Origin of the sequence: Aliarcobacter lanthieri (assembly GCF_013201625.1) — a bacterium.
Classification (GTDB): Bacteria; Campylobacterota; Campylobacteria; order Campylobacterales; family Arcobacteraceae; genus Aliarcobacter; species Aliarcobacter lanthieri.
The window spans coordinates 485,601-505,213 of the sequence record NZ_CP053839.1; the positions used below are offsets into that span (position 1 = coordinate 485,601).

Consider the following 19,613-nt stretch of genomic DNA (forward strand, 5'->3'; position numbering starts at 1 on the left):
GAATTAATGATTATAATTCCTCAAACAAAAGGTGGTGTAGGTAAATCTACAGTTGCTATGCAAGTTATTGCACCATATTTGTATAAAAAGCATGGTAAAAAAATTACCTACATTGAAATTGATGACGAAAATAATGATTCAAGATCATTTACAAGAACTGAAATTGTAGATAAAAGAATGCTTGGAACTAATAAAATTAATGACTTAGATGAATTAATCTTGATGGATGATAATCATGAAGTTATAGTAGATGTTGGTGGTAATAAAACATCATCATTAGTTCTAGATGAAATAAAAAAAGTTGGTTCATTTGGAAATGTTAAATGGATTATTCCTTTAGGTGATGGTGAACTTGATGGGAAAAATGCTATTGCTACAATGAAAAAAATTAAAAAAATAGAAAAAAATCCAGAAGAAAATTTAATTTTTGCATTAACAAGATCTATTTCAATGGAAGAAGATTATTACAATGAACAATTTATAAACTTTTTTGGGCATAAATATCTTGATTCAAACTCTGTAATTTGTGATTTTGTAAAAGATCCAAAATACTTTCCAGTAAAAAATGACAAAATTATAACTATGAGTAGATATTTGGGAAGTACAGTTTGGGAAATGGCTTATAATAATACTGATTTTGCCAAAAAAGCCATAGAAGCAAAAGAACTAGGAGATCTTGAAGCTGCTAGAAAATATCTATTTTTTAGAAGAATACAAACAGAAGCAAAAGATTATGTTTTAAATACTTTAAATAAAATATTTTGTGATTTAGATAAATGGATAGAGATTAAAAAATGAGCGAAATGAGTTTCAAACAAGCAAAAGAGCTTGTTGAAAGAATGGAGTTTAGTGAAATTGCTATTAGAAAATCTATTGATAATTTAGAAAAAGCATCTAATAGTTTTGAAGAGAGTTTGAAACTACAAGAAGATATTGTAAATAGATTGCCTTATGCTGATAAAAAGTTATCGATGATGAAATTTGCAGTTGCTTTAAATGTTGGCCTACTTATAGGAATATTAATAGGTAAATATTTATTATAAAATTTAAAAAGAGAAATTAGGAAAAATGGAAAAACAAGAAAAAATAGTATCAATGTTTAATAATATAGCACCGACTTATGATACAGCAAATAGAGTTATGTCAATGGGAATTGATAAATCATGGAGAGATAAAGCTTGTAAAAAGACTTTTGAGCTTTATGGGAAAAATAGTATTGATAAAATAGTAGATGTTGCGTGTGGAACAGGTGATATGATACTTTTTTGGAAAGAAGTAGCAAAGAAAAAAAATGTTGATTTAAAAAACATTGTTGGAGTTGATCCTAGTATTGGTATGATGGAAGTTGGTAAAAAGAAACTTCCTGAAGTAGAGTTTATTGAAGCTTATGCTACATCAATGCCAATTGAAAATGATAGTGCTGATATTATTTCTATTTCTTATGGAATTAGAAATGTAGTTCAAAGACAAGAAGCATTTATAGAATTTGCTAGAGTTTTGAAAAAAAATGGATTAGTTGTAATTAGTGAGTTTACTAAAAATAAAAAAGAGACACCTTTAGATTATATAACTGCTTTTTATATGGATAAAATATTACCAAAAATTGGTGAAATAATTTCAAAAAATAAAGAAGCTTATAGATATCTACCTGATTCTATTGATGAATTCTTAACAACAGAAAATCTTTGTCGAGAGTTAAAAAATGCTGGTTTAGAACCAATCTATGTAAAAGCTTTTTCTATGAATATCTCAACACTTATAATTGCAAAAAAAGTTTAATGAATCCAATTAGTGTATCAACTTTAAATACTCAAATAAAATCTCTTCTTGAAACAACATTTATGCAAATTTGTGTTGAAGGAGAGATATCAAATTTAACGGTGCATAGTTCTGGACATATATATTTTTCTATAAAAGATGAAAATTCGACAATATCTTGTGTTATGTTTAAAGGAAATACAAAATATTTAAAGTTTGAACTTGAAAATGGACAAAAAGTACAAGTAACTGCAAGTATAACAGTTTATGTTCCAAGAGGAAATTATCAACTCTTATGTACAAGAATTGAACCTTCTGGGATTGGAAATCTTACTTTAGCTTTTGAACAATTAAAAACTAAACTTCAAGCAAAAGGATATTTTGAACCAAGTATTAAGAAAACTCTTCCAAAGTATCCCAAAAAGATAGCTATTGTTACAAGTCCAACGGGAGCAGCTATAGAAGACATGAAAAAAGTTGCTAGTAAGAGATGGGCTTTATGTGAACTTATACTAGTTCCAACTTTAGTTCAAGGAAATGGAAGTATTGAAGATATAGCTAACTCAATAAAATATGCCGATAAATTGAACTGTGATATTATGATTATTGGACGAGGTGGGGGAAGTATTGAAGATTTGTGGGCATTTAATAGCGAAATTGTAGCAGATACAATTTTTCAAGCAAATACACCTATCATTTCTGCTGTTGGGCATGAAATAGATTATTTAATAAGTGATTTTGTATCAGATGTTAGAGCAGCAACACCTTCAAATGCTATTGAAATAGCATTACCTGATATAAATGAACATTTTTTATATATAGATAGTATGATAGTTGAATTTCAAAATAGATTAAAAAATGTTTTAGCAAAAAAAGAGCAAGAGTTAATCAATACAAAAAGACTTTTAGAGCAAAATTCTATTGAGTCAAAATTTAGTTTTATAGCTTCTCAAATAAAACTTTTAAAATCATCTTTTAATAGTAGTTTTGTACAAAAAATAGAGATTTTCCAACATAGTTTGGATAGTTTAAAATCAAATTATATATTAAATCATCCAGAAAAAAAAGAGAAGAATGGATTTGTACAAATTTCAAAAAATAATAAAATAATATCTCTAGAAGATTTGAAAATTGGAGATAATCTAGAACTTCAAACAGTAAATGTAATAGCAGATTGTAAGATTATTAATTTAAGTAAACAAAAGGTAAAATAGAGCAATTTTATAATTGTATTTTAAAGAGGGGATAATATGGAACATAATAGTGTAAATAGAGGAATTAGTCCGAATATAACAGAGTTTATGACATTTGAATTGGGTAGAATGAAGTATGCAATTGAGTTACCAAAGATAAAAGAGATTCTAACATATCCAGATAATATTACAACATTACCAAATACTTCAGAGTGGGTAAAAGGATTGATAAACTCAAGAGGAGAAGTTGTTCCTATTTTAGATATTAGAATAAAATTTAAAACAGGTCCAGCTATTTATGATGAAAATACTTCTATAATCACAGTTATAACAGAAGATAAAAGAATGATAGGCATTGTTGTTGATTTAGTTGATGATGTTCAAAAAATAGATACAAATATGCTTGCTCCAGTTGCTGAAATGGGTTCAGGAATTCCTGCAAGATATCTAAAAGGTTATGTAAGATTAAATGATAGCAAAATGCTAGTTCTTATGGATATTGAGAAAGTTGTTTGTAAAGAAGAGTTAGAGGATTAATTTTAATCCTCTATTTTTATTGATATAACTTTTATATCTTCAATAGGTTTATCACCATCATATTTCCCAGTTGTTTTTACATTTTCAATATCTTTTACTACATCAAATCCATCAATTACATATCCAAAAATAGTATGATAACCATTTAACCAATATGTTGCAGCAGTTGTTATAAAAAACTGGCTATTATTTGTATTTTTACCTTTGTTTGCCATAGCTAAAATATATGGTTTATCAAAAAGAGCATTTTTAGAGAACTCATCTTCAAAATCTTTATTCCAAATAGATTCACCACCCATTCCTGTTCCTGTTGGATCACCACCTTGAATCATAAACCCTTTTATAACTCTATGAAATATCTGACCATCATAATAACCATTTTTTGAGTGAGTTATAAAATTCTCAACAGCTTTTGGAGCAATATTTGGTCTAAGTTCAACTTTTATAATACCTTTTGATGTTTCAAAAACAGCAACTGGATTTTTTTCTAAATTATTTGCAAATACAAATAGTGTTAAAGAGAAAAGAAATAATAATATTTTTCTCATAATTGTCTATCCTTTTAATATGATTTTATATGAAATTAGTATAGTATATTAGCTTTAAAAAAAAATAAAAAGTTAAGGATTCTTGATATGACATTTGAAATGTTATACAGCAAAATTCATAGAGCAACAGTTACAGATGCAAATTTAAACTATGTTGGTTCTATTACAATTGATGAAGATTTAATGAATGCTGCACAATTAAAAGTTGGACAAAAAGTTGATATTGTAAATATCAATAATGGTGAAAGATTTCAAACTTATATTATAAAAGGAAAAGCTGGTTCAAAAGATATGTGTTTAAATGGAGCAGCAGCAAGAAAAGTTGAAATTGGTGATAAAATCATTGTTATTGCGTATGCAACATATAATGAACAAGAACTTGAAAATTATAAACCAACAGTTGTTTTAGTAGATGATAAAAATAATATTGATTTAATAACAAACAAACTTGAAGGTGGTAAATATGTTTGATGGAATTGATTTAAAAAACTTAAATCTTGGAGATATGATAAATAAATTTCAAGATATGGCACAAAATGCTCAAAGTGAAAATGCTTCGAAAATTTTTACTTCAAAAGCTGGAGGTGGAATGGTTGAAATTTCTATAAATGGAAATTCAGAAGTTGTTGATTTAAAAATTGATGATTCACTTTTAGAAGATAAGGATTCTCTTCAAATTTTACTAATTTCTTGTATGAATGATATTATTAAACAAAGCGAAGAAAATAAAAAAATGATGGCAATGAACTTGATGGGCAATCTTGGTTCATTTGGACAAAAGTAAAATGCAAGAACTTTTAGAAACTTTTGAAGAGTATTTACTCTCAAATCTCCCAAAATCAAAAACTATTCATCCACATTTTGAAGATGCTTTAGGTGATATGCTTAAAGCTGGTGGGAAAAGATTTCGTCCTATGTTATTACTTAGTGTTGTTAAATCTAAAAAACCTCTACTAATAAAAAATAGTCTAAGTGTGGCTTTAGCTGTTGAATTTTTACATACTTATTCTTTAGTTCATGATGACTTACCAGCTATGGATAATGCTTCTTTGAGAAGAGGATTTCAGACTCTACATAAAAAATATGATGAAGTTACAGCAATTTTAGTTGGAGATGCTTTAAATACAGAAGCATTTAAGTTAATATCAAATTCTTCACTTCATAATGACATCAAAATTGAACTTATCAAATCTTTATCCCAAAATGGTGGAATAGATGGTATGATAATAGGACAAGCAATAGATTGTTATTTCGAAAAGCATAAATTATCATTAAATGAATTAGAGTTTTTACATATCCATAAAACTGCAAGATTAATTGCTGGAAGTTTACAAATGGGAGCAATAATTTGTGAATATGATAAAGACATACAAAATAAACTTTATAATTTTGGTTTGGATTTAGGACTTTTATTTCAAATTCAAGATGATATTATAGATGAAACATGTAGTTCTGAAGTTGCAGGTAAAACTACACAAAATGATGAATTTAAAAATTCATTTGTAAACCTTTTAGGACTTGATGAAGCTAGAAGTAGTGCCGATAAATTGGCTTTAAAATGTATAGAAATCTTAGATAGTTTTGAAGATGATTTGAAAAGATCTTTAGAAGAATTACTTTTAAAATATATAAATAGACATAAACTTTAGTTAAAATGACTCAAAGATATTGACAAATTTAAAAAAATTTTATAAAATTTGGCACTTGGAATTTACAAGTGCTAAATTCTAAGTTAAATATACATATAAATATAATAAAAAGGAAATCGTATGAATTTTAAACCACTAGGTGAAAGAGTTCTAGTAGAAAGAACTGAAGTAGAGAATAAAACAGCAAGTGGAATTATAATTCCAGATAATGCTAAAGAAAAACCACAAACTGCAAAAGTTGTAGCTGTTGGAAGTAAAGTAGAAGATGTTAAAGTTGGTGATGTAATTGTGTTTGAACAATACAGAGGAACTGAAATAAAACTTGAAGGTAAAGAGTACCTTATTTTAAATATTGAAAATGTTATGGGAGTTATGTAAAAGAATATGTTGTTTATCAACATTTTAAATTACATAAAATTGTTTAAAAACAAAATTGAAATAAAAAAGGAAAGTTAATATGGCAAAAGAGATTTTTTTTAGTGATAATGCAAGAAATAGATTATATGCAGGTGTTGAAAAACTAGCAGATGCTGTAAAAGTTACAATGGGACCAAGAGGAAGAAATGTTCTACTACAAAAATCTTTTGGTGCTCCAACTATTACAAAAGATGGTGTTTCAGTTGCAAAAGAGATTGAATTAAAAGATACTTTAGAAAATATGGGAGCTCAACTTGTAAAAGAAGTAGCTTCTAAAACAGCAGATGAAGCAGGAGATGGTACAACAACAGCTACTGTTTTAGCTCATTCAATTTTTAAAGAAGGTCTTAGAAATGTAACAGCTGGTGCAAATCCAATTTCATTAAAAAGAGGAATGGATAAAGCTTGCGAAGCTATTTTATCTGAGCTTAAAAAAGCTTCAAAAGTAGTAGCAAATAAAACTGAGATTGAACAAGTTGCTACAATTTCAGCAAACTCTGATAGTGCTATTGGAAAAATGATAGCTGAAGCTATGGATAAAGTTGGAAAAGATGGAGTTATCACTGTTGAAGAAGCAAAAGGTATTTCTGACGAGCTAGATGTTGTTGAAGGAATGCAATTTGATAGAGGGTATTTATCTCCATATTTTATTACAAATCCTGAAAAAATGATTACAGAGTTTAACAATCCATATATATTATTATATGATAAAAAAATATCTTCATTAAAAGAAATGTTACCTATTTTAGAAGCAGTAAATAAAACTGGAAGACCTTTACTAATTGTTGCAGAAGATGTAGATGGTGAAGCATTAGCAACTTTAGTTGTGAATAGATTAAGAGGAGCATTACAAATTGCTGCTGTTAAAGCTCCAGGATTTGGTGATAGAAGAAAAGCTATGCTTGAAGATATTGCAGTATTAACAGGTGGAACAGTTATCTCTGAAGAGATGGGAATGAAACTTGAAACTAGTGATGTTAGTGTATTAGGTACTGCTTCAAAAGTTGTAATTGATAAAGATAATACAACTATTGTTGATGGAAGTGGTAATAAAGATGGTGTAATTTCTAGAGTAAATCAAATAAGAGCAGAAATTTCTAATACAACTAGTGATTATGATAGAGAGAAACTTCAAGAAAGACTTGCAAAATTAAGTGGTGGAGTTGCTGTTATCAAAGTTGGAGCTGCAACAGAAACTGAAATGAAAGAGAAAAAAGACAGAGTTGATGATGCTTTAAGTGCTACAAGAGCTGCTGTTGAAGAAGGAATAGTAATTGGTGGAGGGGCAGCACTTATAAGAGCAGCTTCAAAAGTAAAACTTGATTTATCAGATGATGAATCAATTGGAGCAGATATTGTTTTAAGAGCTATTAAAGCACCATTAAAACAAATTGCTATAAATGCTGGATTTGATGCTGGAGTTGTTGCAAATGAAGTTGAAAAATCATCTAATGAAAACTTAGGATTCAATGCAGCAAATGGTGAATATGTAGATATGTTTGAAGCTGGAATTGTTGACCCTGCAAAAGTAGAAAGAGTTGCTATGCAAAATGCAGTTTCAGTAGCTTCTTTACTTCTTACAACTGAAGCAACAGTTACAGATATAAAAGAAGATAAAGCTCCTGCTATGCCAGATATGAGTGGTATGGGCGGAATGGGAATGCCAGGGATGATGTAAAAATCATTATAAAAACTTTAAAAAAGAGAGTGATGTTTCGCTCTCTTTTTTTTTGCAAATTTTAATTTAATAGTTTTAAATTATTTAATGAAAGTTTATGAAAAGTTAAATATTGAGATTTTTCTTCTCCAATATATTTATAAAAATTTTCATTTCTTATTGTACAAACAAGTTCAAAATCTTTTCTTTTAAAATTTTCAAATTCAAAGTGAGTTTGGATATATTTTTCGCAATAATTTTCAAATATCTCATCTTTAAAATTTAGTTTATTTGTCCCTTTATTTAGTTCAGGACAAGAACTATCTATATAGACTTGATTATCCAAATTTGGACTCAATGGATAAGTTTTACATACTTTTGGACGATTTTCATAAATTGTACATCTAAAATTTTTTAAATGTGGACAAAAATCAAAGCCATTTGATAGCAAAATTACAGGTTTTATAAAATCTAAAGAACCAAAGATAAATAAAATAGGAAAATTTTTGTAAATAGTTTCAAACTCTTCTTTTAATATTTGAGAATATATACTTCCATACAAGCCACTACAACATTGTGCTTGGCAATTCTTACAATCTCCAAAGGTGAAATCTTGATTTGAAATAGGTATAAAATCTTTCATAAACGAGATTTTACATATATTTTGTTTCAATTAGATAAAATATAAAAAAATTTAGGAAAAATAGTGAAAAAGAAACTAATAAAAATTATAAAAAAAGCTGGAAAAATCTTAAAAAAAGGTTTTTATTCAAATAAAGATGTAACTTTTAAAGCAAAAAAAGATTTAGTTACAAAATATGATGTTGCTGTTGAAAACTATTTAAAAAAACATTTTAGCAAACATTTTAAAGAGTTTAATATCATCGCTGAAGAGTCAGATAACTCAAAAGTAGAGTTTAATAACTCAATTATAATAGACCCAATAGATGGAACTACAAACTTTGTAAATGGAGTTCCTTATACTGCTATATCTGTTGGAGTTTACAAAAATAAAAAGCCATATTTAGCGGTTGTTTATAATCCAATTTTAGATGAACTTTATGTTGCAAAAGTTGGAAAGGGTGCATTTTTAAATGGTAAGGAACTAAAAGTAAGTACAGAAGAAGATTTACAAAAATCACTTCTAGCCACAGGATTTCCATATACAAGTGGTTCAAATGAAGATGATTTAAATGATGTTTTGAAAAAAATCAAAGATGTTTTACCACATTGCCAAGACTTAAGAAGACTAGGAAGTGCTTCTATTGATTTGTGTATGGTTGCAAAGGGAACTTTTGAAGGTTATTATGAGATGAATTTAAAACCTTGGGATGTTAGTGCTGGAGTTTTGATATTAAGTGAAGCTGGTGGAAAAATCACAAATATAAGTGGTGGAGAATATAATCTATTTGAAGATAAATATATTGTTGCGACGAACGGCAAAATACACAATCAACTTTTATCAAAACTTGATATTTAGTAAGATTTATATATAATCTTAGATTTTAAAATGAAATAATATATAAAATAAGGGAAATATATGTGTGGAATAGTTGGATATATTGGGAAACAAAATACTACAAAGATTTTATTAGATGGTTTAAAAGAGCTTGAATATAGAGGGTATGATAGTGCAGGAATTGCTTTATTACAAAATGATAATATTGATGTTTTTAAAGCAGTTGGAAAGCTTGTAAATCTTGAAGAAAAAGTAAATTCTGCACCTAAGCAAGATTATTACTTAGGTATAGGACATACAAGATGGGCAACTCATGGAAAACCAACAGAATTAAATGCACATCCACACTTAGGTGAGTATTCTTATGTTGTTCATAATGGAATTATTGAAAATTATAAAGAGTTAAAAGATGAACTTATACAAAAAGGTCATCATTTTGTATCTCAAACGGATACAGAAGTTATAGTACATCTTTTTGAAAGTTTTTATAATGAACTAAATGATGCAACAAAGGCTTTCCAAAATACAATAGAGCGACTTGAAGGTGCTTATGCAATTTTACTTATTACAAAAGTTGAACCAGAAAAGATATTTTTCTATAAACTCGGAAGTCCTATGATAGTAGCAAAAGGAAATGAGAAAGATGAAATTTTATTTGCTTCTTCTGATTCAGCACTTATAGGATTAGCAAAAGATGTAGTTTATCTTGAGGATAGAGTAGGTGGTGTTGCAACTGCTTCAACTATTGAGTTCTTTAATAAAAATGTATTATGGTCAAAACTTCCAACTTCAAAACAATTTGCTCAAAAAAATGGTTTTAGATTCTTTATGGAAAAAGAAATTTATGAACAAAGTGATGTTGTAAGTGATTGTATGCTTGGAAGATTAAAAGATAGTGAGATAAATTTTGATGAGATAAATTCTTCAATATTAGATGGAATAAATGAGATAAAAATTTGTGCTTGTGGAACTTCATACCATGCTGGAATTACATCTTCATATCTATTTGAAAGATTATCAAAAATAAAATGCTCTGTTGAAGTTGCCAGTGAGTTTAGATATAAAGAGCCTCTTTTAACAACTGATACACTTTTTATTGTGATTTCTCAAAGTGGTGAAACTGCTGATACATTAGAAGCTTTAAAAATGGCAAAAACTGCAGGACTTAGAACCTTAGTAATTTGTAATGTTGATAACTCTTCTATGACAAGAGTTGCAGATTTTACTATTTTAACAAGAGCTGGAATTGAAAAAGGGGTTGCTTCTACAAAAGCATTTTCTACTCAAACTGTTGTTTTATGGATGTTGAGTTTATATTTTGGAAAAATAAGAAATAGTATTTCAAAAGAGAAACTTCAAAGTGAAGTTTCAACTTTAAGAGAAGTTCCAAAATCTTTAAAAATAGAAGATAGTATTCATGAAAAAGCAAAAAGACTATCAAAAAGATACTTACATGGACATGGTTTCTTTTTTATAGGAAGAGATGTTTTCTATCCACTTGCTCTTGAAGGTGCTTTAAAATTAAAAGAGATTTCATATTTACATGCAGAAGGTTATCCAGCTGGAGAGATGAAACATGGTCCTATAGCACTTGCAGATCCAGAACTATTTACAATAGCTCTTATGCCACAAAATATGTTATATGATAAAATTAAATCAAATGTTGAAGAATTAAGTGCTAGAGATAGTACAATTTGTACAATTTCTCCACTAGATTTTGATTTAGCAGATGATTTTATAAAAATAAATGAAACTGAACATTATATGCTTGAATTTTTTGAAATGTTAGTTGTTTTACAGCTTTTATCTATGGAAATTTCAATAAGACTTGGAAATGATGTAGATATGCCAAGAAACTTAGCAAAATCTGTAACAGTTGAATAATTTTAAAAATATAAGTTACATTTAGATAAAATTAAGAACTTTTTTCTCAAAATGAGAAAACTGATTCTTTAAATTTTTATTTTAATTTTCTTAAATATTTTATAAGAGATAAAAAATGGAAAACAAAAGATGGAAAACAAATCAAGCTAAAGCTTGTGGAAAACAAAGGATGGAAAACAAAATGGAAAAAAAATCTCAATATCTGTTTACAAGTGAAGTTGTAAGCCCTGGACACCCTGATAAATGTGCTGATATAATAGCAGACTCTATAGTTGATAGATTAATAATTGAAGATAGTAATAGTAGAGTTGCAAGTGAAGTGTTTGTAGCTGGAAAACATATAGTTATTGGTGGTGAAGTAAAATCAAATGCAAAATTATCACAAAGTGATTATGAAAAAATAGTAAAAGATGCATTAGCAAAAATTGGATATGATGGAAAAAGTTCTTTTACAAAAGAGCAAGCTCTACATCCTGATGAAGTAAAAGTTCAAGTTTTATTAAATCAGCAAAGTCCAGATATCTCTCAAGGAGTTGATCAAACAACTGGAGAAATAGGAGCTGGTGATCAAGGTATCATGTTTGGATTTGCTTCAAATGAAGCAGAAGAGTATATGCCAGCTGCAATTACTTATGCTAGAAAACTTTGTGATACTGTATACAATTATGCTCTAAAAAACAATGATAAATTTGGTGTTGATATTAAAACTCAAGTTACTATTGATTATGGAACAAAAGAAAATTTTGAGAATTGTAAACCAAAAAAAATTCATACAATAGTTGTATCAGCACCTTCTGTTGAAGGACTAAAAATAGAAGAAGTAAGAGCAACTATCCAAAATTTAATAGATAATTCTGGATTACCTTCTAATTTGTATGATAAAGATAGTACAATTATTCATATTAATCCAACAGGAAGATATGTAAATCACTCATCACTTCATGATAGTGGATTAACAGGAAGAAAACTTATTGTAGATAGTTTTGGTGGATATGCGCCTATTGGTGGTGGTGCTCAAAGTAGTAAAGATTATACAAAAGTTGATAGAAGTGGACTTTATGCGGCACGATGGATAGCAAAACATATAGTTGCTTCTGGTTTAGCTACAAAAGCAATTGTTCAAATATCTTATGCTATTGGTGTAGCAAGACCAACTTCTGTTGCAGTTGATACTATGGGAACTTATACAAAACATAATGATGATAAATTATCACAATTTGTTATGGAAAATTTCCCATTAACACCAAGATGGATAACTCAGAAGTTTAATTTAGATAAACCAAGTAGTGATACTTTCCTTTATGCTGATGTTGCAGCACGTGGGCAAGTAGGACAGGCTGATTATCCTTGGGAGAAACTTGATGAAATTGATAAATTTGAGAATATCAAATAATTTAGGCTTTTATTATAAAGCCATTTAAATTTACTACCTTTAAAAGTAGATATTAAATAGAATGTTCCCTTTTTTATTTGGGAACTAATTTAAAAGGAGAATATTATGGATTTAAGAAATCTATTTAGCAAAATATCATTTGATAGTACATCAAAAGAACAAGCAACAAAAAAAGATGCACCAAGTCACTGGGTAAAGTGTCCAGATTGTCATGCTTTGATGTTTTTCAAAGAGGTAGAAAATCAAGATAATGTCTGTCCTAAATGCTCATTTCATATGAGAATTGGTGCGAAAAGAAGAATAGAAATTCTTTCAGATGAAAATAGTTTTGTTGAATTTGATTCTAATTTAAAACCAAATGATCCTTTAAAGTTTGTTGATAAATTATCTTATAAGAAAAAAGTAGAAGAAGGATTTGAAAAAACTGGAAGAACATCATCTGTAATTAGTGGTGAGTGTACTATTAATAAAATTCCAGTTCAACTTGTAGTTTTTGATTTTGCTTTTATGGGTGGAAGTTTAGGTTCTGTTGAAGGAGAAAAAATAGTAAGATCAGTAAATCGTGCAATAGAAAAAAGAGAAGCTCTTATTATTGTATCTGCTTCAGGTGGTGCGAGAATGCAAGAATCGACTTTTGCTTTAATGCAAATGGCAAAAACAAGTGCAGCTTTAAAAAAACTTGATAATGAAAAATTACCATATATATCTATCTTAACAGATCCAACAATGGGTGGGGTTTCTGCTTCATTCGCATTTTTAGGGGATATTATCATGGCTGAACCAGGAGCTTTAATAGGTTTTGCTGGGCAAAGAGTTATTAAACAAACTATTGGAGCAGATTTACCAGAAGGCTTCCAAAGAGCAGAATTTTTACTAGAAAAAGGTTCTATTGATATGGTTGTTAATAGACAAAAAATGAAACAAACTATAAGTGATTTATTAACAATTTTTAATCAAAAGAAAATTAGCTAAGAAATGAGTTCAAATTTAGAAAAAGCTTTAGGTTTTAAACTCGAAGCTTTTAACTATTTATATGTTTTATGTGATTATGAAACACTTTTAAAAAAAAATATTTCTTTAGAAAATTTTATAAATCTATGTAAAAAAAGAGATGTAAAACTTTTACAATATAGAGATAAAATTTCATCTTTAGAAGTTCAGAAAAACAATCTTATATATATAAAATCAAATTTAAATATACCTATTATTATAAATGATAAAATTGAACTTATAGATTTTGCAGATGGTATTCATTTAGGACAAGATGATTTTTTAGAAATACATAAAAATAAAGAAATAGCAGTAAAATTTCTAAGAGCTAAAATTAAAGATAAGCTTTTAGGGCTTTCAACTCATAATGAGATTGAAATACTTGAAGCAAACTCTTTAAATATTGATATGATAGGTTTAGGTGCTTATAAAAATACATCAACGAAAGATGTAAATAATATTTTAGGGAATAAAATATCATATTTAGCAAAAATATCAAAATATCCAGTTTGTGGTATAGGTGGCGTAAAAGTTGAAGATATTATAGAAAATATAAGATTTAATGTGGTAGGAAGTGCTTTTTTAGATGAAAATTAATATTTATTCAATATTAAAACCAACAAATGATGATTTTGATAAGATCATTAAAGAATTTATCAAGATGTCATCAAAATATGCAAAAGTTGAAGTTCATTATATCTTTAATAAAGAGATAGCAAAAGCACAAACTATTGGTGATAAAGAGGCTCAAGAAATATATACAAAAACTTATTTACCACTTTTAAAAGGATTTAATGTAGCTTTAGATGTTTTAGGTAAACAAGTTGATACTTATGCTTTTTCAAAATTAATAGAAGATAAAAATGAGATAAATTTTTTTATAGGTGGAGCTTTTGGATTTGAAAGAGAATTTTTAACTAAATGTGATAATGTAATATCTCTTAGTAATTTAACTTTTGCACATAAAGTAGCTAATGTTGTGTTGTCAGAACAGATATTTAGAAGCTTGTGTATCCAAAATAACCATCCATATCATAAATAATTTATATATATTTTTGTATAATAGAAACTTGTAAAATAAAGAAAGGACAGAATAATATGGGTCTTAAAATTTATATCGTAGCTACGATACTATTTCTTATAGTAACGTTTGGGTATACTTATAGTTTAGAGTTAGGAGAATATACAATTTCATTATTTGGAAATAGTTTTACATTTCCTGTTGCAGTATGGATAATCTTTCCAACTTTGATTTTGGTATTAGCTACATATTTACACATTATTTTTTATAGTTTAATAAAATATATAAAAGAAAAATTTGTTGAGGCTGATTTAGATACAGCAATTGATATTTTAAAATCAAAACTTCTTGGGAGAGATAAGAAAGCTGTATTTAAAACAAAAAAATTCAAAGATATAGCAGAACTTTTTGATGCTTTTGATTTAAGTGTTACAAATGAGAGTTTTACTTCAACAAATTTGGATTTTAATAAAATTGTTAATGCTATCCAAGATATAAATAGTGGAAAATATGTTAGTGAAAAAGTTGTAAAGCTTGAACCTAATTCAGATATAGCAAAGAAGAATTTGATAAATAAAATAAATGAACAAGTTGATTTTGCTATTGATGTATTAAAAAAATCTGATAATTATGATTTTGATATTGTAAAACTAGCATTTAAAAATGTTATAAAAGAAAAAAGTATGACAACTGTTAAAAAGCTTTATAAGAATATAAAACTTGATAAAGAATTGGCTTTTGAATTATTGAGTAAAGATATTGAGAATAAAGATTTTGGATTTAGTGATGAAGAAATTATTGAAATTGTAAAAAATATTGGATTTACAAAAGACGATTATATCAAACTAGCACAACTTTATAAAAAAGAGTTAAATCCTGATAGACTAATAAATATTTTTGAAAAATTATCAAATGAATTTGATGAAGCAACAACTGCAAATTTATATATTTTAAGTGAATTAGAGATGATTGATAAATTAAGAGAAACATTAGCAAACTCTTCTGAACAAGACTTCTTAGCATTCAAAGCACTTTTAGATTTAAAAGATGCTGGGAAATACTATAATCTAGAAACAATATCTTATAAATAATGAGAAAAAAACTTGACTTTTCAAAGCCTCTAGTGGTTTTAGCCCCACTAGCAGGTTATACAGATTTACCTTTTAGAAGTGTTGTAAAAAAATTTGGTGCAGATTTAACTATTTCAGAAATGATAAGTTCAAATGCTTTAGTTTATAAAAGTGCTAGAACTTTAAAAATGGTAGAAAAATCTCCTAGTGAAGATCCATATTTTGTGCAAATTGCTGGAAATAATGTAGATTTGGTAAAAGAAGCTGTTCTTATTTTAAATGATGTTGAGGGTATAGATGGAATTGATTTAAATTGTGGATGTCCTGCCCCTAAAGTATTTAATCATGGTTCTGGATCAAACTTACTTGGTGATTTGAAAAAACTTGAAGAGATTTTAAGTACAGTTAAGAAATATTCTAAAAAACAATATACTAGTGCAAAAGTTAGAATTGGTGTAAATGAAAAGATACCAGTTGAAATAGGGAAAGCTGTTGAATCTTGTGGAGTTGATTTTGTATCAGTTCATGGAAGAACAAGAGCTGGAAAATATAAAGCACCAGTTGATTATGATGCTATAAAACAATTAAAAGAAGCTGTGAAAATACCTGTTATAGCAAATGGTGATATAAAAGATTATCAAAAAGCAAAAGAAGTTTTAGAATATACAAAAGCTGATGGTGTTATGATAGGACGTGGCGCTATTGGAAAGCCTTGGGTCTTCTACCAATTAAAACATGAATTAGAAGATATTGATAATAGTATAAAAAAAGAGATTATTTTAGAACATTATAACAAAATGTTAGAGTTTCATGGAGAGTATGGAGCAATAATATTTAGGAAACTTTTACATGCTTATTCAAAGGGCTATACAGGTGCAAATGAATTCAGAGATATTGTAAATAAAGTTTCAGATGTAAATATTATGAGAGATTTAATTGATAGCTTTTTTTAAATTTAATATAGATAAAAAGTTATTTAGATAAAATATTGCACTTTTTAAAAAAATTTAGAAAAGGAAAATTTTTGTCTAAACAATATTTTGAATTAGCAATAAAACCACAAAACCATTATGAACTCTTTCTAGACTTAGTTGAATCTCTTACAAGTGATGCAATTGAGGAAAATGATGGTTTTATAATAATACGAAGTGAAGATAATCTTGATGATTTTGTAGATGCTATAAATAAATTTAGTGAAGCTTTACAAACACAATGTGATATTTCTTGTGAAAAGAAAGATAATATAGATTGGATTAAAAAATATCAAGACTCTATAAAATCAGTTGAAGTTGGTAATTTTTATATTCGTCCATCTTGGGAAGATAAAAAAGATAGTAAAATTGATATCATAATTGATCCAGCATTAGCTTTTGGTTCAGGACATCATGAAACTACATCTTCTTGTATAGAAGTAATAGATGAATTTGTAAAAAATAATGATACATTACTTGATGTTGGAACAGGAAGTGGTATCTTAGCAATAGCAAGTGCTAAAAAAGGTGCTATTGTAGATATTTGTGACACTGATGAAATTTGTATAGATAGTACAAAATCTAATTTTGAATTAAATCAAGAAAAATTTAATCAATTTTGGGTAGGTTCAGCCTCAAAAGCAACAAAAAAATATGATGTAGTTGTAGCAAATATAATTGCAGATATATTAGTAATGATTGCAAACGATTTAAAAAATTGTTTAAAAGATCAAGGTATCCTAATTCTTTCTGGTATCTTAGATAAACATAAAGATAAAGTTTTAAAAAAATTTAATGATTTAAAAGATATAAAAATTATCCATAAGAACGAGTGGATAACAATAGTTCTTAAAAATAGTAAGGAGTCTTAAAATATGAATAATAAGCAACAAAATAATAATCCTAATAATAACAACGAGAGTAATAATAATTTTTTTAATAATAATCCAATATTAATATTTGTAATTTTTGCAATAGTTACAATTTTTGCTTTTAAAACAATTATGCCTGAAAATGAGATGGGGGTAACTAATCAAAATCAAGCATTTAGTGGAAGTAGTGCAAATAAAACTATTGCTTACTCAGAATTGAAAAGATTAATTAGTGCAGGGAAGATAGAATATGTTGGAATTGGTAATACACAAATTAGAGCAATTAGTAAAAATGATGGATTACAAAGAATTACTTATACAGCTAGACGTGTAGTTCCTGATGAAACTCTAATTCCAGAATTAGAAAAAAATGCTATTGGATATGGTGGAATAAATGAAGAGAATGTATTATCAGATATTTTATTTGGTTGGGTAATTCCTATTTTCTTATTTTTCGCTATTTGGATGTTCTTAGTTAAAAGAATGCAAAAGTCTATGGGTGGCGGAAGTGGTGGAATTTTAGGTATTGGTTCATCTAAAAAAATGATTAATTCGGAAAAACCAAATGTAAAATTTGATGATATGGCAGGAAATAAAGAGGCTAAAGAAGAAGTTCAAGAAGTTGTAGATTTCTTAAAAGCTCCAGATAGATATGTAAGATTAGGTGCTCAAATTCCAAAAGGTGTTTTATTAGTAGGACCTCCAGGTACTGGAAAAACTTTACTTGCAAAAGCAGTTGCTGGTGAGGCTGATGTACAATTTTTATCTGTTTCAGGATCAGCATTTATAGAGATGTTTGTTGGAGTTGGAGCAAGTAGAGTAAGAGACTTATTTGAACAAGCTAAAAAAGTTGCTCCTGCAATTATTTTTATTGATGAGATTGATGCTATTGGAAAAAGTAGAGCTAGTGGTGGACCAATGGGTGGAAATGATGAAAGAGAACAAACTCTAAATCAGCTTTTAGCAGAAATGGATGGATTTTCTAGTGAATCAGCACCAGTTATTGTTTTAGCTGCTACAAATAGACCAGAAGTTTTAGACCCAGCACTTTTAAGACCAGGTAGATTTGATAGACAAGTTTTAGTTGATAAACCTGATTATGAAGGAAGAATAGAAATATTAAATGTACATATTAAAGATGTAAAATTAGCTAAAGATGTAGATTTAAAAGAAGTTGCTAAAATGACAGCGGGGCTTGCTGGTGCTGATTTAGCAAATATTATAAATGAAGCTGCTCTTTTAGCAGGTCGTGCTTCAAAAAATCAAGTTGAAGCTAGTGATTTTAAAGAAGCAGTTGAAAGACAAATTGCTGGACTTGAGAAAAAATCAAGAAGAATATCTCCAAAAGAGAGAAAAATAGTAGCATATCATGAAAGTGGGCATGCTTTAATAGCTGAAATTACAAAAGGTGCAAAAAAAGTAAATAAAGTATCAATTGTTCCAAGAGGACTTGCTGCATTAGGATATACTTTGAATACTCCAGAAGAAAATAAGTATTTAATGCAAAAACATGAATTAATAGCTGAAGTAGATGTTCTTTTAGGTGGGCGTGCAGCAGAAGAAGTATTTATTGGTGAAATTTCAACTGGTGCTGGAAATGATTTAGAAAGAGCTACAAATATTATAAAATCTATGGCAACAATTTATGGAATGAGTGATATAGCTGGATTAATGGTATTGGAAAGAAGAACAAATCAATTTTTAGGTGGGCAAACTCAAAAAGATTTTTCTGATGCAATGGCAAAAGAACTTGATGATCATGTTAAAAAAGTTTTAAATGAAAGATATGAAATTGTAAAACAGTCATTGAAAGATAATAGTGAAGCAATAGAACAAATGACAACAGAGCTTCTTGATATAGAGGTAATTACTGGTGAAAGAGTTCGAGAAATTATTAAAGAAAATGGTGGAACTGTTTTTGAAGATGAAGATTTACATACTGAAGCTTTAAAAAAAGATGAAGATATAGAAACTTCAAAAAAAGTAAAAGAATCAAAAATTGATGAAGTTAAAACTGAAAAAAAAGATGAAGTTGTAAAAAACAACGAAGAAGATAAATCAATAAAATAAAATTATAGAGGCTAGATTAGCTTCTATAGTTATTAACTAAAAAATCTAAATAATAAAAATTATCCTTGACAAATATAAAAAAAATAAATATACTTCTAGTCTAATAAAAAAAGGAGAGTAATAT

Annotated in this window: 22 protein-coding genes; 20 read left to right on the top strand and 2 right to left on the bottom strand. The window is 27.8% G+C overall.

What is annotated here, in order from left to right; translation table 11 throughout:
• Positions 1–6: 6 nt before the first annotated feature.
• Genes ALANTH_RS02395 through ALANTH_RS02415 form a run of 5 tightly spaced genes read left to right on the top strand, consistent with a single transcriptional unit; the run spans position 7 to position 3,488 of the window.
• Positions 7–798, top strand: coding sequence for a P-loop NTPase family protein (locus ALANTH_RS02395; protein ID WP_026803263.1), 792 nt, complete (start codon positions 7–9; stop codon positions 796–798).
• A complete protein-coding gene (locus tag ALANTH_RS02400; protein ID WP_026803264.1) occupies positions 795–1,043 on the top strand; it encodes a hypothetical protein in 249 nt (82 codons plus the stop codon). Before ALANTH_RS02395 ends, ALANTH_RS02400 begins: the two co-directional genes overlap by 4 nt.
• A gap of 25 nt (positions 1,044–1,068) precedes the next feature.
• On the top strand, positions 1,069–1,779 hold the full coding sequence (ubiE, locus tag ALANTH_RS02405; RefSeq protein WP_026807383.1) for a bifunctional demethylmenaquinone methyltransferase/2-methoxy-6-polyprenyl-1,4-benzoquinol methylase UbiE: 711 nt from the start codon (positions 1,069–1,071) through the stop codon (positions 1,777–1,779).
• Entirely contained in the window at positions 1,779–2,972 is a 1,194-nt protein-coding gene (gene xseA, locus ALANTH_RS02410; protein ID WP_026807384.1) for an exodeoxyribonuclease VII large subunit, read from the top strand. The genes ubiE and xseA overlap by 1 nt, the downstream gene beginning before the upstream one ends.
• Positions 2,973–3,008: 36 nt before the next feature.
• Entirely contained in the window at positions 3,009–3,488 is a 480-nt protein-coding gene (locus ALANTH_RS02415) for a chemotaxis protein CheW (RefSeq protein ID WP_026803267.1), read from the top strand.
• 2 nt (positions 3,489–3,490) lie between these two features.
• Here ALANTH_RS02415 and ALANTH_RS02420 read toward each other — a convergent pair whose 3' ends face one another.
• Positions 3,491–4,036 carry a peptidylprolyl isomerase gene (locus ALANTH_RS02420; protein ID WP_026803268.1) on the bottom strand — a complete coding sequence of 182 codons (546 nt, stop codon included), beginning with the start codon at positions 4,034–4,036 and terminating at the stop codon, positions 3,491–3,493.
• 87 nt (positions 4,037–4,123) lie between these two features.
• Here ALANTH_RS02420 and panD point away from each other — a divergent pair, with 87 nt between their 5' ends.
• The 5 genes from panD to groL all read left to right on the top strand — a co-directional run bounded on the left by panD (position 4,124) and on the right by groL (position 7,780).
• On the top strand, positions 4,124–4,507 hold the full coding sequence (gene panD / locus ALANTH_RS02425) for an aspartate 1-decarboxylase (protein WP_026803269.1): 384 nt from the start codon (positions 4,124–4,126) through the stop codon (positions 4,505–4,507).
• Positions 4,500–4,820, top strand: a complete 321-nt coding sequence (locus tag ALANTH_RS02430; RefSeq protein ID WP_026803270.1) for a YbaB/EbfC family nucleoid-associated protein — start codon at positions 4,500–4,502, stop codon at positions 4,818–4,820. The genes panD and ALANTH_RS02430 overlap by 8 nt, the downstream gene beginning before the upstream one ends.
• 1 nt (position 4,821) lies before the next feature.
• Positions 4,822–5,685 (top strand): polyprenyl synthetase family protein, encoded by an 864-nt coding sequence (locus tag ALANTH_RS02435; protein ID WP_026803271.1) that lies wholly within the window; start codon positions 4,822–4,824, stop codon positions 5,683–5,685.
• A gap of 120 nt (positions 5,686–5,805) precedes the next feature.
• Entirely contained in the window at positions 5,806–6,063 is a 258-nt protein-coding gene (groES, locus tag ALANTH_RS02440) for a co-chaperone GroES (protein WP_026803272.1), read from the top strand.
• Positions 6,064–6,142: 79 nt separating this feature from the next.
• Positions 6,143–7,780, top strand: a complete 1,638-nt coding sequence (groL, locus tag ALANTH_RS02445) for a chaperonin GroEL (RefSeq protein WP_026807385.1) — start codon at positions 6,143–6,145, stop codon at positions 7,778–7,780.
• Between the two features lie 61 nt (positions 7,781–7,841).
• Here groL and ALANTH_RS02450 read toward each other — a convergent pair whose 3' ends face one another.
• Positions 7,842–8,402 carry a YkgJ family cysteine cluster protein gene (locus ALANTH_RS02450; protein WP_026807386.1) on the bottom strand — a complete coding sequence of 187 codons (561 nt, stop codon included), beginning with the start codon at positions 8,400–8,402 and terminating at the stop codon, positions 7,842–7,844.
• Positions 8,403–8,465: 63 nt separating this feature from the next.
• Here ALANTH_RS02450 and ALANTH_RS02455 point away from each other — a divergent pair, with 63 nt between their 5' ends.
• From ALANTH_RS02455 to ftsH, 10 genes are all read left to right on the top strand, one after another.
• Positions 8,466–9,239, top strand: coding sequence for an inositol monophosphatase family protein (locus ALANTH_RS02455; protein ID WP_026807387.1), 774 nt, complete (start codon positions 8,466–8,468; stop codon positions 9,237–9,239).
• A 60-nt stretch (positions 9,240–9,299) separates the two neighbouring features.
• A complete protein-coding gene (glmS, locus tag ALANTH_RS02460) occupies positions 9,300–11,102 on the top strand; it encodes a glutamine--fructose-6-phosphate transaminase (isomerizing) (RefSeq protein WP_026807388.1) in 1,803 nt (600 codons plus the stop codon).
• A gap of 181 nt (positions 11,103–11,283) precedes the next feature.
• Positions 11,284–12,495, top strand: a complete 1,212-nt coding sequence (gene metK / locus ALANTH_RS02465; RefSeq protein ID WP_026807389.1) for a methionine adenosyltransferase — start codon at positions 11,284–11,286, stop codon at positions 12,493–12,495.
• Positions 12,496–12,600: 105 nt separating this feature from the next.
• Positions 12,601–13,467 (top strand): acetyl-CoA carboxylase, carboxyltransferase subunit beta, encoded by an 867-nt coding sequence (gene accD, locus ALANTH_RS02470; RefSeq protein WP_026807390.1) that lies wholly within the window; start codon positions 12,601–12,603, stop codon positions 13,465–13,467.
• 3 nt (positions 13,468–13,470) lie between these two features.
• On the top strand, positions 13,471–14,082 hold the full coding sequence (locus tag ALANTH_RS02475; protein WP_026807391.1) for a thiamine phosphate synthase: 612 nt from the start codon (positions 13,471–13,473) through the stop codon (positions 14,080–14,082).
• The gene (locus ALANTH_RS02480) at positions 14,072–14,527 is read left to right on the top strand and encodes a 23S rRNA (pseudouridine(1915)-N(3))-methyltransferase RlmH (RefSeq protein ID WP_026803280.1); all 456 of its coding nucleotides are present in this window, start codon (positions 14,072–14,074) and stop codon (positions 14,525–14,527) included. The genes ALANTH_RS02475 and ALANTH_RS02480 overlap by 11 nt, the downstream gene beginning before the upstream one ends.
• A gap of 56 nt (positions 14,528–14,583) precedes the next feature.
• Positions 14,584–15,597 (top strand): hypothetical protein, encoded by a 1,014-nt coding sequence (locus ALANTH_RS02485; protein WP_026807392.1) that lies wholly within the window; start codon positions 14,584–14,586, stop codon positions 15,595–15,597.
• Positions 15,597–16,529: a tRNA dihydrouridine synthase gene (locus ALANTH_RS02490; protein WP_026803282.1), complete on the top strand. Its 933-nt coding sequence runs from the start codon at positions 15,597–15,599 to the stop codon at positions 16,527–16,529. Before ALANTH_RS02485 ends, ALANTH_RS02490 begins: the two co-directional genes overlap by 1 nt.
• A gap of 71 nt (positions 16,530–16,600) precedes the next feature.
• The gene (locus ALANTH_RS02495) at positions 16,601–17,419 is read left to right on the top strand and encodes a 50S ribosomal protein L11 methyltransferase (RefSeq protein ID WP_026803283.1); all 819 of its coding nucleotides are present in this window, start codon (positions 16,601–16,603) and stop codon (positions 17,417–17,419) included.
• A 3-nt stretch (positions 17,420–17,422) separates the two neighbouring features.
• Entirely contained in the window at positions 17,423–19,489 is a 2,067-nt protein-coding gene (ftsH, locus tag ALANTH_RS02500; RefSeq protein WP_026807393.1) for an ATP-dependent zinc metalloprotease FtsH, read from the top strand.
• The last annotated feature ends 124 nt before the right edge of the window (positions 19,490–19,613 follow it).

Bases quoted from the DNA above. Each gene is read 5' to 3' on its own strand.
- ftsH (WP_026807393.1), top strand. From the start codon at position 17,423: ATGAATAATAAGCAACAAAATAATAATCCTAATAATAACAACGAGAGT.
- xseA (WP_026807384.1), top strand. From the start codon at position 1,779: ATGAATCCAATTAGTGTATCAACTTTAAATACTCAAATAAAATCTCTT.
- ALANTH_RS02475 (WP_026807391.1), top strand. From the start codon at position 13,471: ATGAGTTCAAATTTAGAAAAAGCTTTAGGTTTTAAACTCGAAGCTTTT.
- metK (WP_026807389.1), top strand. From the start codon at position 11,284: ATGGAAAAAAAATCTCAATATCTGTTTACAAGTGAAGTTGTAAGCCCT.
- ALANTH_RS02450 (WP_026807386.1), bottom strand. From the start codon at position 8,402: ATGAAAGATTTTATACCTATTTCAAATCAAGATTTCACCTTTGGAGAT.
- ubiE (WP_026807383.1), top strand. From the start codon at position 1,069: ATGGAAAAACAAGAAAAAATAGTATCAATGTTTAATAATATAGCACCG.
- ALANTH_RS02485 (WP_026807392.1), top strand. From the start codon at position 14,584: ATGGGTCTTAAAATTTATATCGTAGCTACGATACTATTTCTTATAGTA.
- ALANTH_RS02430 (WP_026803270.1), top strand. From the start codon at position 4,500: ATGTTTGATGGAATTGATTTAAAAAACTTAAATCTTGGAGATATGATA.
- groES (WP_026803272.1), top strand. From the start codon at position 5,806: ATGAATTTTAAACCACTAGGTGAAAGAGTTCTAGTAGAAAGAACTGAA.
- ALANTH_RS02480 (WP_026803280.1), top strand. From the start codon at position 14,072: ATGAAAATTAATATTTATTCAATATTAAAACCAACAAATGATGATTTT.
- ALANTH_RS02435 (WP_026803271.1), top strand. From the start codon at position 4,822: ATGCAAGAACTTTTAGAAACTTTTGAAGAGTATTTACTCTCAAATCTC.
- panD (WP_026803269.1), top strand. From the start codon at position 4,124: ATGACATTTGAAATGTTATACAGCAAAATTCATAGAGCAACAGTTACA.
- ALANTH_RS02490 (WP_026803282.1), top strand. From the start codon at position 15,597: ATGAGAAAAAAACTTGACTTTTCAAAGCCTCTAGTGGTTTTAGCCCCA.
- glmS (WP_026807388.1), top strand. From the start codon at position 9,300: ATGTGTGGAATAGTTGGATATATTGGGAAACAAAATACTACAAAGATT.
- ALANTH_RS02400 (WP_026803264.1), top strand. From the start codon at position 795: ATGAGCGAAATGAGTTTCAAACAAGCAAAAGAGCTTGTTGAAAGAATG.
- ALANTH_RS02420 (WP_026803268.1), bottom strand. From the start codon at position 4,036: ATGAGAAAAATATTATTATTTCTTTTCTCTTTAACACTATTTGTATTT.
- accD (WP_026807390.1), top strand. From the start codon at position 12,601: ATGGATTTAAGAAATCTATTTAGCAAAATATCATTTGATAGTACATCA.
- groL (WP_026807385.1), top strand. From the start codon at position 6,143: ATGGCAAAAGAGATTTTTTTTAGTGATAATGCAAGAAATAGATTATAT.
- ALANTH_RS02415 (WP_026803267.1), top strand. From the start codon at position 3,009: ATGGAACATAATAGTGTAAATAGAGGAATTAGTCCGAATATAACAGAG.
- ALANTH_RS02395 (WP_026803263.1), top strand. From the start codon at position 7: ATGATTATAATTCCTCAAACAAAAGGTGGTGTAGGTAAATCTACAGTT.